Origin of the sequence: Pseudonocardia sp. MH-G8, from assembly GCF_002262885.1 — a bacterium.
In the GTDB taxonomy this organism is placed as follows: Bacteria; Actinomycetota; Actinomycetes; order Mycobacteriales; family Pseudonocardiaceae; genus Pseudonocardia.
Genome location: NZ_NKYF01000024.1, coordinates 104,018 through 119,255, shown reverse-complemented (window position 1 = coordinate 119,255; position 15,238 = coordinate 104,018). Strand labels below are relative to the sequence as shown.

The following is a 15,238-nucleotide window of genomic DNA, read 5'->3' as shown; positions in this document are numbered from 1 at the left end:
GCCATCCTGCTGATCCTGCGCCCGAAAAACAGCAGTACGGCTCCAAGGTGTGGTCAGGGTTGCTCGGTGAGCTCGGCCATCACCTCGGCCGCCTCGGATTCCTCCTCCGGCGTGGGCCCTGCGTCCTGCGTCATGTGCAGGCGCCAGTAGCCCGCGAAGGCGATCTGCCTCTTGTCGACGCCCCGCTCGCCCACGAGGTGGCGACGGAGCGCGCGGACGGCCGAGGCCTCGCCCGCGAGCCAGGCGTACACCGCACCCGCGGGCAGGTCGGCGGCCCGGACCGCCTCCACCAGGGCGTCCGAGCGGCCCGCGGGCACGTCGCCGCGGTGCAGCCAGCGGACGCGCGCCTGCGCCGCGGTGGGCAGCGGCTGCTCCTCGCCCGCGTCGGCGACCTCGACGAACACTTCGGCGCGCTGCCCGGCCGGCATCGCCTCGAGCAGGGCGCCGATGGCGGGCAGGGCGGTCTCGTCGCCGGCGAGCAGCGTCCAGTCGTGCGGGCCGGGCGTGCGGAAGTGGCTGGCTGCGGGGCCGACGAGCGCGATGACGTCACCCTCGCCGGCCTGGGCCGCCCACCGGGAGGCGGGGCCGGTGGTGTCGCCGTGATCGTGCAGCACGAAGTCGACGTCGATCTCGTTGCGTTCCGGGCGGTGGCGGCGCACCGAGTACGTGCGCATCCACGGCCTGCGCTCCTCGGGGACGGCGAGGTAGGCCTGGTACCAGGACATGCGCACGGCCATGCCGTCGCCGCCCGCCGGCGGCGCAGGCACCTCGGTGACGTCGTGCCCGGGCCGGGGGAAGAACAGCTTGACCTGCTGGTCGGGGGCCAACGGGGTGTAGCCGCTGAGATCTCCGTGAAGCGTCACCCGCGCCATCTGCGGGGTCACCCGCTCGGTCCTGCGCACCTCGAGCAGCCATCGGCCCAATCCGCCCGCCATCGACGCCTCCTCCTATTGGTGAGGCTCACCTTAGTTCGGCGTCGAGTGGGGAGGAAAGGGGAGGCGGGCATCGCACGCGACCCACCGGGCTGAGGGTCGGTCCTCACGGTCAGGTCTCGCGCGCGGCACCCCGGGACTGTCCGGGTGCGGCGCTGCCGCTGTACTCGCCGACTCCGGCGACCAGTTCGGCGATATCGGGCACGTTCTCGAACCTGCGACGGTGGATGTCGGCGATCTGCTTTCCCACCTCCGGGTCCGGGTCGTCGACGATGTCGTACGACACGAACTTGTCGACCAGCGGCAACCCGACCCGGTCCATGGCCAGGTGCGCCGGGTGGTTCATGTACTCCTCGTAACTCTCGAGGTCGGCGAGGACGGACACCGCGCCGTATTCGAACTCCCCTCCGAAGTCGGGCCCGACGATGCGTTCCTCGATGGCGGGGATGGCATTGATGTGCTCGCGCATCTGCGCGAGAGCGGCCTCCTTCTCCTCCTCCGCGACGCCGGGCCTGACCGTGAACCGAATGCAGTGGTAGATCATCGACTCTTCCTCTCAGCGGGCGTAGGCCACCGAAGCGAACGCGGCGGCGTAATCGCGGGCGAAATCGGTGATGTCGCGGGCCGGGTTCCCGGTGATGTCGGCGACGGCCGTGTGCACCTCGGCGGCTTCGCCCCGGGCGTAGTGGGCGTAGTCCTCGACGAGACCGGCGAGTTGCCACGGTGGGAGCACGCCGGTCAACGCGGCGGTGAACTGCTCGGCGGACGAGTCCTGGAAGGCGATGGCCCGCCCGGTCGCGCCGGAGAGGGCGTGGGCGATCTCGTCGTGGGTCACGGCGCGGGGGCCGGTGAGCGTGTAGGTGCGGCCGGCGTGTCCCGTGCCGGTCAGCACGACGGCAGCGGTGTCCGCGATGTCCCTGGCGTCGATGGCGCTGACGGCCGTGTCGCCGATCGGCGCGCCGAACCAGCCTTGCGCGATGGTGCCGGCGAACCCGAGCAGGCCCTGCATGTAGAGGTTGGGGCGCAGCACGGTGTGGTCGAGCCCGAGTTCCTGTACGTGGGCCTCGACCTCTGCGTGCCAGCGCAGGAACCGCACCGGCGAGTCGGCGTGTGCCGCGTACTGGGAGAGCAGCACGAGCCGGTGCACACCGGCGTCGCGGGCGATGTCGGCGAACCGGATCTGGAGCGCAGCGGCGTCCTCGGCCGAAGGGCTGTTGAGGAAGGCCGCGTCGACGCCGTCCAGCGCGGCGGCGATCGACGCCGGATCCCGCAGGTCGGCGACCACGGTATCGGCGCCGGGGACCGGGTGGTCGGGGTTGCGGGTCATCGCGCGGACGGCGGCGCCGCGGGACCGCAGGGCGGTCACCAGCGCGGATCCGACCGTCCCGGTCGCGCCGGTCACGAGCACGGTGGGTGCGTTCATCGTCGGTTGTCCTTTCTGCGAAGGAGGTCAGCGGGCCGCGGTGGCCGGCGCCGGCTGTGTCGTGGCAGCGGGGATGAGCGACAGTGCGAGGGCGATGAGGCTGAGCGCGACCTGGCCGAGGAACGCGGTCGTGAACGAGATGTCTCCGTGCTCTCCCGCGGCGCCGATGGCGATCCCCGCGAGCGCGGCGAGCCCGACCGCGCCGCCCAACTGCTGCGCGGCGTTGATCAGCCCGCTGAGCAGGCCGGATTCATCTTCCGCGCTGTCGCGCACCGCCATGGCGAAGGCGTTGACGAGACCGAGTCCGAGGCCGGTGCCGATCAGCAGGAACGCGCCCAGGAGACTCACCGAGAAGCCGCTGGTCGTCGGGTCCAGCGCCAGCCACAGGAAACCGACGAGCAGCACGACGAGCGCGACCGGCAGCGCGCGGCCCAGCCCGATGCGCTTCGCCAGCACGGGCGCGGTGGCGCTGCCCACGATGATCATGACGGCGATGGGGATCTGCGTCATCCCGGTCGCCAGCGGGCTCATCCCCAGTACCTCCTCCTGGTACTGGGGCAGGAAGAAGAACAGGCTCGTCAGCGCGCCGCCGAGCAGCAACATCACCGCGTTCGCCGTGACCACCGACCTCCTGCTGAAGACGGCGAGCGGGACCAGGGGGTGTGTGGAGCGCTGCTCGGCGATCACGAACGCGACCAGGGAGGCGAGGCCGACTCCGAGGCCGACGAACGTGGTCGGCGCGGTCCATCCGGCGTCGGAGGCGGAAACCATGCCCAGCGCGAGCCCGGAGATCCCGACTGTGATGGTGACGGCGCCGAGCGCGTCGAACCGGCCGGGCCGGCCAGGGATCGACGGCACCGAGCGCCACACGATGATCGCCCCGATGATGCCGAACGGCACCGGGGTCACGAACACCGCCTGCCAGCCCAGCAGCTGGGTCAGCGTTCCACCGAGGAAGACGCCGATGAGACTGCCGGCACCCGCCACAGCGCCCCAGATCCCCATCGCACGGGTGCGTTCCCCGGGAGACGAGTAGAGAGCGAGTACGAGAGCGAGCGCGGCCGGCATCACGATCGCGGCCCCGACCCCCTGCCCGATCCGCCCGGCGATCAACATCGGACCGCTGGTGGCCAGCGCGCAGAAGGCCGATGCCGCGAGGTAGACGGCCATTCCGGCCAGGAACACCCTCCGGTTCCCGAGCACGTCGGCGAGCCGGCCACCGATCAGCAGCAGACCGGCGAATGCCACCAGGTTGCTGTCCACGACGACCGTGAGTTCTGCTGCCGTGAGCCCGAGGCCCTCGCGGATCGTCGGCCCGGCCAGGTTCACCATCGCGCTGTCGAGGATGACCAGGAACATGGCGGTGGCCAGGCCGACCATCGCCACCCCACGGGACACCGGCGGGTGGGCGTTCAGGGCAGTGGGTGCGGCGTCGGTGCGCATCGCGTCGTCCTTCCTCATGCCACGACGATCGCGCGCGCACACCCCGGTTCGCGTCGGCGACGGTCGCCTACTCACCGGCTGCCTACTCACCGGCTACCTACTCGGCGGCTGCCGCGGGCGGCATCCCCCATAGGGTCCGACCGTGCCCACGACGTCGGTTCGCCCGCTCATCGGCCGGAGCGAGGAGATCTCCCATCTCCGCGCGCTCGTCGCCGCGGCGGAGCAGGGCGACGGTGGTGTGCTCGTGCTCCGCGGAGAGCCGGGGATCGGCAAGAGCACGCTGCTGGACCACGTCGAGCACGCGGCACGGGAGAAGCTCCAGATCATCCGCGCGTCCGGCTCGGAGTTCGAGGCCGAGCTGCCGTTCGCGGCACTGCACCAGCTGTGCGTTCCTGCGCTGGCGCACCTCGACACGCTGTCGGCTCCCTACCGCGACTCCCTCATGGTCGCGTTCGGGCTGGCCGAGGGCACACCGGACCCGTTCCGCGTCGGCCTCGCCGCGCTCGAACTGCTCGCGGCCGCCGCGGCGGGGCGGCCCCTGCTGTGCGTCGTCGACGACGCACACTGGGTGGACAGCGCCTCGGCCAGGGCGTTGACGTTCCTGGCCAGGCGCATCGCGGCGGAGCCCATCGCGATCGTGTTCGCGGCCCGCGACCAGGTACCCGTCCGCGGGCTGGACGAGCTGCCCGGGTTGACCGTGGATGGCTTGAGCGACACGGATGCGCGGGCGCTGCTGGCCCGGGAGAAGATCACCACGCTCGACGAACGGGTGCGTGATCGCCTGCTCGCCGAGTCCCGCGGCAACCCACTCGCCCTGATCGAACTGCCGAAATCCGGTGGTTTCGCACTGCCGACGCCGTCGCCGGTGCCGGGCCGGATCGAGCGGAGCTTCCAGGTCCGGATGGCGGCGTTGCCGCCGGACGCGCGGCTGCTGGTGATCCTCGCGAGCGCCGACCCCACCGGCGACCCGGCGCTGGTGCGGGCGGCCGCGCAGCGTCTGGACATCGACGTTCCGGCCGCGAGCGCCGCCGCCGAAGCGTCCGGGCTGGTGGTGTTCGACACCCGCGCGCGGTTCTGCCACCCGCTGGCGCGCTCGGGCGCCTACCGCGCCGCGGAACCGACGCTGCGCCGGACCGCGCATCGAGCGCTGGCCGACGCCACCGACCCGGTGGCCGCGCCGGACCGGCAGGCCTGGCACCGTGCCCAGGCCACCACCGGCCCCGACGAACAGGTCGCGGTGCAGTTGGAGTCGTCGGCGTCGCGGGCGCAGGCGCGCGGGGGCGTCGCCGCGGCCGCCGCGTTCCTCCGCCGTGCTGCGGCGCTGTCAGGCGATCCCGGCAAGCAGGTCGAGCGCACGCTCGCCGCTGCGCGCACGACGCTCGAGACGGGCGGGGCGGACGCGGCCGCCGACCTGCTGGGCAGCATCGACACCGAGACACTGGACGACCCCCGGCACGCGGCCGTCGACATGCTGCGCGGGCAGATCGCCTTCGTCCACGGTGCCGACGGCGTGGTCCGAGGGCCGGAGCTCATCGTCCGGGCGGCGCGGCGGCTCGCGGCCGTCGATCCGGAACGCTCGCGCGAGTACCTCGTGGCAGCGCTGGACATGGGGCTCGTGGTCGGGCGGGCCGCCGGGGTGATGGACCGCGTACTCGAGGCGGCCCGTTCGGCGCCTCCGGCCGCGCGACAGCCGGACCTCCTCGACGCGCTGGTGCGGCTGAACGCCGACGGGCACCGCGTCGCTGTGCCGATGGTGCGGCAGGCCCTCACCGGCGAGGACGCCGGCTGGACCCGGAGGCCGGCTCTGGCCACGGTGCTCGCGGGCGAGCTGTGGGACATGGACCTGCACACGACGATCGTCGACTGGCTGGTGCGAACCGGGCGCGAGACGGGCGCACCGATGACCATCCGGCTCGGCCTGGGCCAGGCGGCGCTGCACGCGGTGCTCACCGGGCACTTCGGGCAGGCGATGGCGGCGATCGCCGAGGAGGAAGCGATCGCCGACGCCCTCGGTGACCTGCCGCAGCTGTATCCGAGGGTCCATCTGGCCGCGATGCGTGGCCGTCGCCAGGAGGTGCTCGACCTGTTCGCGGAGGCCACGAGCCGGGGCACCGGCTTGCTCACCGCGAACCTCAGCTGGGCGAAGGCCGTGCTCGACAACGGCCTGGCCGACTATCCGGCCGCGCTCGACGCGGCACGCAAGGCCGTGGCGAGCGGTGACCTCTTCCTCGCAGGCTTCGCGCTCCCCGAGCTGGTGGAGTCCGCCGTCCGGTGCGGTGAGGACGCGGTCGCGCGGTCGGCGCTGGAATCCCTGCTCGAGCGCACCGATGCCGCCGGAACCGACCTCGCCCTCGGCGTGGCGTCCGGCGCGCGGGCACTGGTCAGCGACGCGGAAGACGACTACCTGGAGGCACTCGACCACCTCACGGGCAGGTCGCTGCCGTCGCACCTCGCGCGGGCGCACCTGAGGTACGGGGAGTGGTTGCGCCGGGCGGGCCGCCGTCGCGACGCCCGGGAACACCTGCGCATCGCCTACGAACAGGCCTCGAAGATCGGGTTGGAGGCGTTCGCCCAGCGGGCCGCAGGCGAGCTGCGGGCGACCGGGGAGGTGGCCCGCAGCCGCTCCGAGCACACCTACGACCACCTGACCATGCAGGAGATGCACATCGCGCGCCAGGTCGCGACGGGTGCGACGACGAAGGAAGTGGCCACGAACCTGTTCCTCAGCCCGCGGACGGTGGACGCCCATCTGCGCAACATCTTCCGCAAGCTCGGCGTCACCTCGCGCAGACAGCTCAGAGACATCCCCGACCTCGGGTGAGGCGGGATCTCGCCCGGAGTCGCGTCAGAGGCGGACCGCGGTGAAGGCGTCGTCCGTGCGCGTCAGGATCTCGTCGATGTCCTCGTCGGTGTGGGCGGCCGAGAGGAACCAGTTGTGCCACGGGTGCAGGTACACCCCGCGCTGCACCGCGGCCTCGGCGAACGCGGTGGCCAGCCGGAAGCCCTCGTCGCCCGCGAACGAGAGCATCGGCATCTGCACCGGTCCGGTCTGGCTGATCTCGACCCCGTGCGCGGCGGCCTGTGCGGCGAGCCCCTCGCGCAGCCGGGTACCGGTGCGGGCCATGTCCGGCAGCGCCACGCCCTTGCGCAGCTCGGTGAGGGTCGCGAGCCCGGCGGCGAGCGGCACCGCCGCCGTCCAGAACGACCCGGTCACGTAGATCTTTCCGACCGCGTCGCGCAGCGCCTCCACACCGGTGACCGCGCCCAGCGCCTGCCCGTTGGCGATCGCCTTCGACCAGGCCGAGAGGTCCGGCCGGACGCCGAGGGGCTCCCAGCTGCCGCCGAGGTCGAGCCGGAAGCCGCAGCGGACGTCGTCGAGGATCAGCACGGCGCCGGTGCGGTCGGCCAGGGCGCGCAGGCCGCGCGCGAAGGCGGGGTCCACGAGCTCCTGCTCGCGCTTGATGTCGTGGCGCATGGGGCAGACGACGATGGCGGCGAGGTCGTCGCCCGCCTCGGCCGCGGCGGCTTCGGCCGAGGCGAGGTCGTTGTACTCGTAGTGCACGAGGTGCGCCTGGTCCTCGGCGGTCACCCCGGAGCCGCGCAGCGAGCACCACGGCACCGCGCCGTGGTAGGCGCCGTGGGCCACCAGCAGCTTCCGCTTCCCGGTGGCGGCGCGCGCGATCGTGACACACGTGGTGGTGGCGTCGGAGCCGTTCTTGCAGAACATCGCCCAGTCCGCGGACGGGATCGTGTCCACCAGCAGCTCGGCGAACTCGACGGCCACGGGGCTGGTGCCGTCGAGGCAGTCGCCGCGATCGAGCTGGTCGAGCACGGCGGCGGTGACGCCGGGGTGGCGGTGCCCGAGGACCACCGGGCCCCAGCCGCACATGAGGTCGAGGTAGGTGCGCCCGTCGGTGTCGGTGACGCGGCAGCCGTCGCCGGAGGCCATGAACTGGGGGTGCGCGGCGCTGAACGCCTGCACGGACATGTGGCCGTACATCCCGCCGGGGATCACCTGGCGGGCGCGGTCGCGCAGCGCGAGCTCGCGCTCGCCGAGGACGGTCGGTGCGGTGGTCATCTCTGGGTTTCCTTGCCGGAGTCGAGCAGCTCGCGGGCGACGGCGGCGATGCCGGGGCCGTCGAGGCGGTAGTGGGCGTAGAGGCCGGCGGGCGGGCCGACGGGCACGTGCTCGTCGGGCACGCCGTGGCGGCGGAACGGGACCCGGGCGCCCGCCTCGAACAGGCACTCGGCGACGGCGGAGCCCAGACCGCCGGTCACGTTGCCCTCCTCGACGGTGAGGACGGCGCCGGTGGCGCGAGCGGCGTCGAGCACGGCGTCGCGGTCCAGCGGGGCGATCGTGAACATGTCGACGACCCGGGTGGAGACGCCCGCGCCGGCGAGCTCGTCGGCGGCCTGCAGCGCGGGGTGCACCTCGGAGCCGGTGGCGATGATCGTCAGGTCGGTGCCGTCGCGGACGGTCTCGGCGCGCCCGATCGCCAGGTCCGGCACCACGTCGTAGACCTGCGGGTCGCGGCCGCGGCCGAGCCGGATGTACATCGCGCCGGGGTGGTCGAGCGACAGGCGCAGCAGCGCGCGAAGGTGGTTGGCGTCGGTGGCGCAGACGACGGTGAGGTCGGCGATGCAGCGCATCATCCCGAGGTCCTCGAGGCTGTGGTGGCTCGTGCCGTAGAAGCCCATGGACATGCCGGAGTGGTGGCCGACGACCCGCACCGGCATCCCCGGGTAGGCGCAGTCGGTGCGGATCTGCTCGGCGCACAGCAGCGCCGCGAACGCGCCGAACGTGGCCGCGAACGGGACGTAGCCCGAGGCCGCCATGCCGGCGGCCATCGTGACCATGTTCTTCTCGGCGATCCCGACGTTGACGAACCGGTCCGGGTGCCGGTCCGCGAAGTCGGTGGCCCGGTTGGAGCGGGCCAGGTCGGCGGTGAGCACGACGATGCGCGGGTCGTGGTCGGCGAGGTGGGCGAGCTCCTCGCCGAAGACGAACGCGGGGATCGCGCGCGTGTCGGTGCCGTCGACCGAGCGGGCGTCCTTCAACCCGACGTTCGCGGTGCCGTTGAACAGCTCGGACTGGTCCTGGGTGCTCATGCCCGTCCCTCCAGCTCGGCCAGCACGTCGTCGTAGTCGGAGCCGGCGAGGTTGCCGACGTGCCAGTCGGGCGACAGCTCCATGCGCGCCACCCCCTTGCCCTTCACCGTGTCCGCGACCACGAGCTGCGGAGGACCGTCCGCGGCGGCCGGCAGGCCCGCGAACAGCTCCAGCAGCGCGGGGATGTCGTGACCGTCGACGCGGTGGGTCTGCCAGCCGAACGCGGCGAAGCGCCGGTCGATGGGTTCGGCGGCCATGACGTCGCGGACGAAGCCGTCGATGCCGAGCTGGTTGGCGTCCACGATCGCGACGAGGTTGCCGAGCCGGAAGTGCCCGGCCGACATCGCGGCCTCCCAGATCTGGCCCTCGGCGAGCTCCCCGTCGCCGAGCATGCAGTACGTGCGGTGGTCGGAGCCCGACATCCGCCCGGCCAGCGCCATGCCCGCCGCGATCGACAGGCCGTGCCCGAGCGAGCCGGAGGAGAAGTCGACGCCGGGGATGCCGCGCATGTCCGGGTGGTCGCCGAACGGGCTGCCCAGCCGGGTGTAGGTGTCGAGCTCGAACGGCTCGAAGAAGCCGAGGTCGGCGAGCACCGGGTAGAGCCCGATCGCCGCGTGCCCCTTGCTCAGCACGAACCGGTCGCGGTCGGGCCAGTCCGGGCGGGTCGGGTCGAGGCGCAGCTGCGCGTAGTAGAGGACGGCGAACAGCTCCGCGCAGGAGAACACGGCGCTGTAGTGGCCCGCTCCCGCGATCCGGGTGAGCCGGACGGTCTCGGTGCGCACGAACTTCGCCCGGTCAGCGAGGTAGGCGACCTTGTCGGTACTGGTGACGGGCACTCCTGCTCCTTTACTGCTCGCCGAGAACCGGGCCGGGCTCGTCCCGGAACCGGTCGAGGACGTTGGCGGTGATGCGGGAGACGTCGTTGTCGCCGTTCTCGTGTGTCATCGCGGTCGACCAGGCGATCGAGCCGACGGAGAAGACGGCGCCGCCGCCCGGCCGCCCGAGCAGGACGACGTCGGCGCGGACCTTCGGGTGGATGCCGGGCGGCGCAGCGGCGTAGCCGTGGTCGGCCTCCTCGGGCACCAGCGCGATCTTCTCCGAGTGCCCGACCGACGAGGCCAGCACGACGGCGCCGGCCGGCGTCCCGAGCGTGACGTCGGCGCGGTCCAGCTCGTCGCCCGCCGCGCCACCCAGGCCCGGTCCCTCGGTGCCGAAGACCCCGCCGACGTGGGCGCTCACGCCGTCGAACACCCAGGAGACCGACGGGTCGGCGCTCGCCGCGGAGCGGGCGTACCCGTAGCCGGAGTCGAAACCCTGCGCGGTGAACCCGACGCCGGCCAGCAGGTTCGGCGCGCGCCCACGCATCCGCCAGAGCCCGCCGGGCTCACCGGTCGCCGCGAGGTGCTCCTCGCCGGGGTCGGAGACCCAGGTGGCCACGCCCGCGTGGCCGCGGCGGATCTCCAGCGCGTCCGGGTGCCCGGGATGGCGGGCCGTCACCTGGTAGAAGCCGTTGCCGCCCAGGTACATCAGCCGCCCGCCGGCGTGCGTGTAGCCCAGGTAGGCGTCGAGCATGCCCGCCGAGCAGTACTCCGGGTGGCTGCCGGTGAGCACCACGTCGTAGCGGGAGAGCAGGTCCGCGCCCTCGCGCTCGACCTCGTCGTCGGTGACCACGGCGTAGTGCTCGCCGCGCCCGTCGAGCCAGTCGAGCAGCAGCAGGTCCTGCGCGTAGTGGCGGAACCCGCGGGTGGTGGGCGTGAAGTAGTCGGGGCGCAGGTTGACGATCGGGCGCAACCTGCTGGAGTGGCAGACCCCGCTGCCGTCGGTGTGCACGTCGTAGAGCGAGCGGCCGAGCTCGGGGTGCGCGACCAGCCAGCGGTCGCGCTCGTCGATCCCGCGCGCCTCCCCGTAGATGATCAGCCGCTCGGCCTCGTACTCGGCGTAGGTGCGCCAGTTGGCGTAGGCGAGGTAGGTCCAGGTGGGCAGCACGACGAGGACGGGGGCGTCGTGGCGGGCCGGGGTGACCACGAACGGGATCCGGTCCACGTCCCCCTCCGCGCTCGTCTTCAGCGCGTAGACGCCGCTGGACAGGTCGGTGGGGACGGTCCAGCGCAGGTCCGGCGCCCAACCGGCGTCGGCGAGGTCGTCGTCGTGCAGGTGCAGCGCGTCGAACTCGGCGGGGGAGCGGCGGAAGTCGGTCTCCGCGCCGGCCCAGAACGGGCCGGGCACGCCGCGGGTGGGCAGGTGGTGGACCGTCGCACCGCTGGTCAACCCGCCGCGGTCGGGCACGCGGGTGCCGCCGGGGTCGGCGGCGAGGTCGAGCGCGCTCGTCGTGGCGGGGACCAGCAGGGCGAGCGGGTCGGCGCCGGCCGCGAGCGCCGCCGTCGTCGCCTCCGGCCACGCCGCCGCGGCGACGACCGGGCGCGCCACCTTGCCGTTGAACGTCCGCCCCAGGCTGCCGGTGGCCGTGCCGTCCGAGCCGATCCGCAGCACCCCGGCCGCCGGGGCCGGCTCCACGCGGGACGCCGCCGTGGCGACCGGCAGGTCCGGCCGGTGCAGGTGCAGCCGCACCTCGCCCGCGGCGTCGAGCGTCGCGGCCGCGAACGCCCAGCGTCGCTCGGTGGGCGCGGCGGCGAGGGTGGCCAGCACGGTGTGGCCCCGGCGCAGGCCGATCCCGGCCGCCGATACCTCGAGCACGAGGTCCCCGACGGCCAGCAGCGGCCGGGGTCCGTCGCCGGGCAGGGTGGGCTGGAACCAGATCGCGAGGCCCAGCTCGTCGAGGGAGCCGCCGGGGGTGGCCTCGACGAACGAGCCGGAGGTGGTGCTCTGGACGCGACCCGGCAGCGTCGCGGGCAACCCGGCTTCGACCGGCTCCTCGACGAGTGGGCTCCCGTGCCGTTCCGAGCCGCCGCGGCGCAACCGGACGATCTCCGGCGCGTACGCGTCGTGCTCGGAGCTGACGCAGAACGCGATCTCCTCGCCCGCGCGGACGGAGAGCCGGTCGGCGTATCCGACGATCCTCATGCGCCCGCCACCGGCCCGGGGTGGTCGCGGAAGCGGTCGAGGACGTTGGCGGTGATGCGGGAGACATCGTTGTCGCCGGCCTTGTGGGTCATGGCCGTGGACCAGGCGATCGAGCCCACCGCGAAGACGGCACCGCCGCCGGGCCGGTCGAAGACCACGATGTCGGCCCGCACCCGCGGATCGGGCGCGACCGGCGGCTTGTAGGAGATCGTCCGGTCGTCGGCGACGAGCACGATGCTCGACGAGTGCCCGACCGAGGTCGCGAGGACGACGGCGTCGGCCGGTGTGCCCAGCGCGACGTCGGCGCGGTCGATCTCGTCGCCCGCCGCACCGCCCAGGCCCGGGCCCTCGTCGCCGAAGACCTCACCGACCGTGGCGTCCACGCCGTCGAAGACCCACTCGACCGCGCGGCTCTGCGCGGACCGGCGGTAGCCGCTCGCCTTGTCGAAGCCCTGCGCGGTCATCCCGACCCCGAACGCCCGCTGCGGGGCCCGGCCGCGCCAGCGCCACAGCCCGCCGGGCTCGCCCGTGCCGGACAGGTGCTCCTCGCCCGCTCCGGACGCCCACGCCGTGGTGCTGCCCCGCGCGCGGCGGATCTCGATCGCCCCCGACGGCCCGGGGTGGCGGTTGGTGACGTGGTAGAAGCCGTTTCCGCCCAGGTACATGAGCCGGCCGCCGTGGGCGGTGAAGGACCCGTACGCGTCGAGCATCCGGGCCGACGAGTACTCGGGGTGGCTTCCGGTGATCACGACGCGGTGCCCGGACAGCGCGTCGGCGCCGCGGTCCTCGATCTCGTCGTCGGTGATCACCGCGTAGTCCTCGCCGCGCTCGTCGAGCCAATGCAGCAGCGAGAGGTCCTGGGCGAAGTGGCGCAGCCCGCGGGTGGTGGGGGTGTAGTAGTCGGGCCGGATGTTGACGATCGGCCGCGCCCGCGAGGAGTACATGACGCCGCTGCCGTCGGTGTGGACGTCGTAGAGGGACTTCCCGAGCTCGGGGTGGCGCGCGAGCCAGCGGTCGCGGGCGTCGACCCCGCGCCGCTCCCCGTAGAGCCCGACGCGCTCCTCCTCGAACTCGGCGTAGGTGCGCCAGTTCGCGTAGGCCAGGTAGGTCCAGGTCGGCAGGACCACCAGGACCGGGGCCGGCCGGGCGTCGGCGGGCGGGGTGACGACGAACGGGATGCGGTCGACGTGCTCGCCCGCGGTCACCTTCAGCGCGTAGGCCCCGCTCGGGAGACCGGCCGGGACCGTGAGGACGACGTCGGTCTCCCACCCGGCGTCGTCGAGGTCGTCCTCGTGCAGGTGCAGGGCGTCGTACTCGTCGGGGACGCGCCGGAAGTCGGTCTCGGTGCAGCGCCAGAACGGGCCGGGCACGGCGCTCGCCGGCCGGTTGACGATCGTGCCGCCCGCCGTCACGGCCCCGTCGTCGGCGACGGTGGTGGCGGCGGGCTCGCGACCCAGCGCGAGCGCGCTCACCCCGGTGGCCCCGAGAACGTCGACGGCGGCCGCGCCCGCGGCGAGCCGCGCGGCGGCTTCGGGCGACCACCCGGCGACGGAGACGACGGGCCGGGCGATCCGCCCGTTGAAGAACCCGCTGGCCGCACCACGCCCCCCGGCCCCGACCCGGATGAGGCCCCCACCCCAGGCCGCCACGCCCCCCTCCGGAAGGGCAGGAAAGCCACTTTCCTGCCCTGCAGGTTCATGAATGTGGCTTTCCTGAACCATCGGGGCGGGGCTGCCCGGGCGGTGCAGTTCCATCCGGGCCTCGCCCGTGGGGGAGAGGGTCGCTGCCAGGAAGCTCCATTGGCGCTCCACCGGCGCCGTGTCGAGGCGGGCCAGCTCCGTCCCGGTCGCGTTGCGGAGCACCACGCCGTCGGGCGTGACGGCCAGTCGGTACCCGGCGCTGCCATCGGATGCTGTCAGCGCGAGGACGGTGTGCTCGCCGTCCAGGAGGGTCGGGAAGATCCACGCCGCCAGCCCGGCGCCGTGCACGGTGACGTCCTCGCGCACCGCCGCCTCGACGTAGGAGCCGGCGTGGGCAACCTGGACGCGGCCGGGCACGCTCGCGGGGAGGTTCGCGATGACCTCCTCGTCGAGCACGTCGTCCTCCAGCAGGTCGCACTCGTGCACCGGCGACCCGCCGCGGCGCAGCCGCTGAAGCGTCGGCCTGAACTCCGGCAGCTCGCAGCTGACCTTGAACTCGATGCGCCCGCCCGCGGGCACCGACAGCCGGTCGCCGTAGCCGAGCAGCCTCACCGGTTCACCCAGTTCGTCCACCGCTGGGTCGCCTCGTCGAGGTTCGCCGCCCACCACTCGTTGTCGCGGTTCACCTCGGTGCCGGTGACGTTGCTCGTGGCGATGAAGGAGTTCAGCAGCGGGTCCTCGGAGGGCTTCGCGTTCGCGTTGGCCGCCCCGTAGGGCTGGCGCTTCATGATCTCTTCCTGCGTCGGCACCGCGATCAGGGAGTTGATCAGCTCGTACGCCTCGTCCATGTTCGGGGCGCCCTTCACGATGCCCAGGGAGTCGGTGTAGTAGAGCGGCTGGTTCCAGACGACCTTCAGGTTTGCGCCGTTCTTCGCCGCCTCGTAGGCGCGGCCCGGCCAGGCGAGCATCATGTCGACCTCGCCGGACTCCAGCGCCTGGGTCTGCTGGGCGCCGGTCTCGTAGAACCGCACCGAGGGGCGGATCGTGTCGAGCGTGGCGAACGCGCGCTCGTAGTCGAGCGGGTAGAGCTGGTCACCGGGCACGCCGGAGGCGAGCAGCGCGGTCTCGATGCCCGCGTCCTTGGCGTAGTTCATGATCCCGCGGGTGCCGGGGAAGTTGGTGGTGTCGTAGAAGTCCGTCCAGCTCTGCGGGGGCTGGTCCCCGTACTTGTCGGCGTTGTAGACCAGCAGGAACGCGGACTTCAGCACGGGCACGCCGCACTCGGAGGTGAGCTCGGGGTCGAGGCCGTCGGTGTTGATCCGCGACATGTCGAGCTTCTCGAACAGGACGTCGCACTTGGCGACGGTGCGGTAGGGCGAGGCGTAGAAGACGTCCCACGTCGGGGTGCCCGACTCGACCATCGCCGTCAGCTTCGCCTCGTTGTTCGGCGACTCCTCGGCCACCTGGACGCCCTGCTCGGCGAGCTGCTTGTAGGCGGTGTCGGCGAAGATCGAGGCGAGGGCGCCCCCGGTGTTGCTGAAGACGACGGTCCCGCCGGCTCCCGCGTCCCCGCCCACCGTGGCGAAGCACCCGGTGGCGCTGATCGAGACGGCCGCGCAGAGGGCCAGTGCGGACAGGAGTCTGCGGTTGCGCACGGGGACCACCTTCGT

11 protein-coding genes are annotated in these 15,238 nt (G+C 73.1%); 1 reads left to right on the top strand and 10 read right to left on the bottom strand.

The annotated features are described in order from the left end of the window. Positions 1–53: 53 nt before the first annotated feature. From CFP66_RS35775 to CFP66_RS35760, 4 genes are all read right to left on the bottom strand, one after another. Positions 54–935: a siderophore-interacting protein gene (locus tag CFP66_RS35775; RefSeq protein ID WP_094929767.1), complete on the bottom strand. Its 882-nt coding sequence runs from the start codon at positions 933–935 to the stop codon at positions 54–56. Positions 936–1,044: 109 nt separating this feature from the next. Next, entirely contained in the window at positions 1,045–1,476 is a 432-nt protein-coding gene (locus CFP66_RS35770; RefSeq protein ID WP_094929766.1) for a Dabb family protein, read from the bottom strand. Between the two features lie 12 nt (positions 1,477–1,488). After that, the gene (locus CFP66_RS35765; protein WP_094929765.1) at positions 1,489–2,355 is read right to left on the bottom strand and encodes an SDR family oxidoreductase; all 867 of its coding nucleotides are present in this window, start codon (positions 2,353–2,355) and stop codon (positions 1,489–1,491) included. Between the two features lie 27 nt (positions 2,356–2,382). After that, positions 2,383–3,816 (bottom strand): MFS transporter, encoded by a 1,434-nt coding sequence (locus tag CFP66_RS35760; protein ID WP_233159986.1) that lies wholly within the window; start codon positions 3,814–3,816, stop codon positions 2,383–2,385. A 124-nt stretch (positions 3,817–3,940) separates the two neighbouring features. Here CFP66_RS35760 and CFP66_RS35755 point away from each other — a divergent pair, with 124 nt between their 5' ends. Further along, on the top strand, positions 3,941–6,619 hold the full coding sequence (locus CFP66_RS35755; RefSeq protein WP_094929763.1) for an AAA family ATPase: 2,679 nt from the start codon (positions 3,941–3,943) through the stop codon (positions 6,617–6,619). Between the two features lie 24 nt (positions 6,620–6,643). On the opposite strand, the gene CFP66_RS35750 is transcribed toward CFP66_RS35755, so the two are convergent. Genes CFP66_RS35750 through CFP66_RS35725 form a run of 6 tightly spaced genes read right to left on the bottom strand, consistent with a single transcriptional unit; the run spans position 6,644 to position 15,223 of the window. Then, complete coding sequence (locus CFP66_RS35750; protein ID WP_094929762.1) at positions 6,644–7,876, bottom strand: aminotransferase class III-fold pyridoxal phosphate-dependent enzyme; 1,233 nt, start codon at positions 7,874–7,876, stop codon at positions 6,644–6,646. After that, a complete protein-coding gene (locus CFP66_RS35745; protein ID WP_094929761.1) occupies positions 7,873–8,907 on the bottom strand; it encodes a transketolase family protein in 1,035 nt (344 codons plus the stop codon). Before CFP66_RS35745 ends, CFP66_RS35750 begins: the two co-directional genes overlap by 4 nt. Continuing rightward, positions 8,904–9,743, bottom strand: a complete 840-nt coding sequence (locus CFP66_RS35740; protein WP_094929760.1) for a transketolase — start codon at positions 9,741–9,743, stop codon at positions 8,904–8,906. Before CFP66_RS35740 ends, CFP66_RS35745 begins: the two co-directional genes overlap by 4 nt. A gap of 10 nt (positions 9,744–9,753) precedes the next feature. Beyond that, the gene (locus tag CFP66_RS35735) at positions 9,754–11,928 is read right to left on the bottom strand and encodes a N,N-dimethylformamidase beta subunit family domain-containing protein (protein WP_094929759.1); all 2,175 of its coding nucleotides are present in this window, start codon (positions 11,926–11,928) and stop codon (positions 9,754–9,756) included. Further along, positions 11,925–14,201: a N,N-dimethylformamidase beta subunit family domain-containing protein gene (locus CFP66_RS35730; RefSeq protein ID WP_094929758.1), complete on the bottom strand. Its 2,277-nt coding sequence runs from the start codon at positions 14,199–14,201 to the stop codon at positions 11,925–11,927. Before CFP66_RS35730 ends, CFP66_RS35735 begins: the two co-directional genes overlap by 4 nt. Next, positions 14,177–15,223 carry an extracellular solute-binding protein gene (locus CFP66_RS35725; RefSeq protein WP_158228332.1) on the bottom strand — a complete coding sequence of 349 codons (1,047 nt, stop codon included), beginning with the start codon at positions 15,221–15,223 and terminating at the stop codon, positions 14,177–14,179. The genes CFP66_RS35730 and CFP66_RS35725 overlap by 25 nt, the downstream gene beginning before the upstream one ends. Between the last annotated feature and the right edge of the window lie 15 nt (positions 15,224–15,238).

Excerpts from the sequence above, each read along its gene's own strand:
- CFP66_RS35745 (WP_094929761.1), bottom strand. The coding sequence starts at position 8,907 with ATGAGCACCCAGGACCAGTCCGAGCTGTTCAACGGCACCGCGAACGTC.
- CFP66_RS35750 (WP_094929762.1), bottom strand. The coding sequence starts at position 7,876 with ATGACCACCGCACCGACCGTCCTCGGCGAGCGCGAGCTCGCGCTGCGC.
- CFP66_RS35735 (WP_094929759.1), bottom strand. The coding sequence starts at position 11,928 with ATGAGGATCGTCGGATACGCCGACCGGCTCTCCGTCCGCGCGGGCGAG.
- CFP66_RS35765 (WP_094929765.1), bottom strand. The coding sequence starts at position 2,355 with ATGAACGCACCCACCGTGCTCGTGACCGGCGCGACCGGGACGGTCGGA.
- CFP66_RS35770 (WP_094929766.1), bottom strand. The coding sequence starts at position 1,476 with ATGATCTACCACTGCATTCGGTTCACGGTCAGGCCCGGCGTCGCGGAG.
- CFP66_RS35775 (WP_094929767.1), bottom strand. The coding sequence starts at position 935 with ATGGCGGGCGGATTGGGCCGATGGCTGCTCGAGGTGCGCAGGACCGAG.
- CFP66_RS35760 (WP_233159986.1), bottom strand. The coding sequence starts at position 3,816 with ATGAGGAAGGACGACGCGATGCGCACCGACGCCGCACCCACTGCCCTG.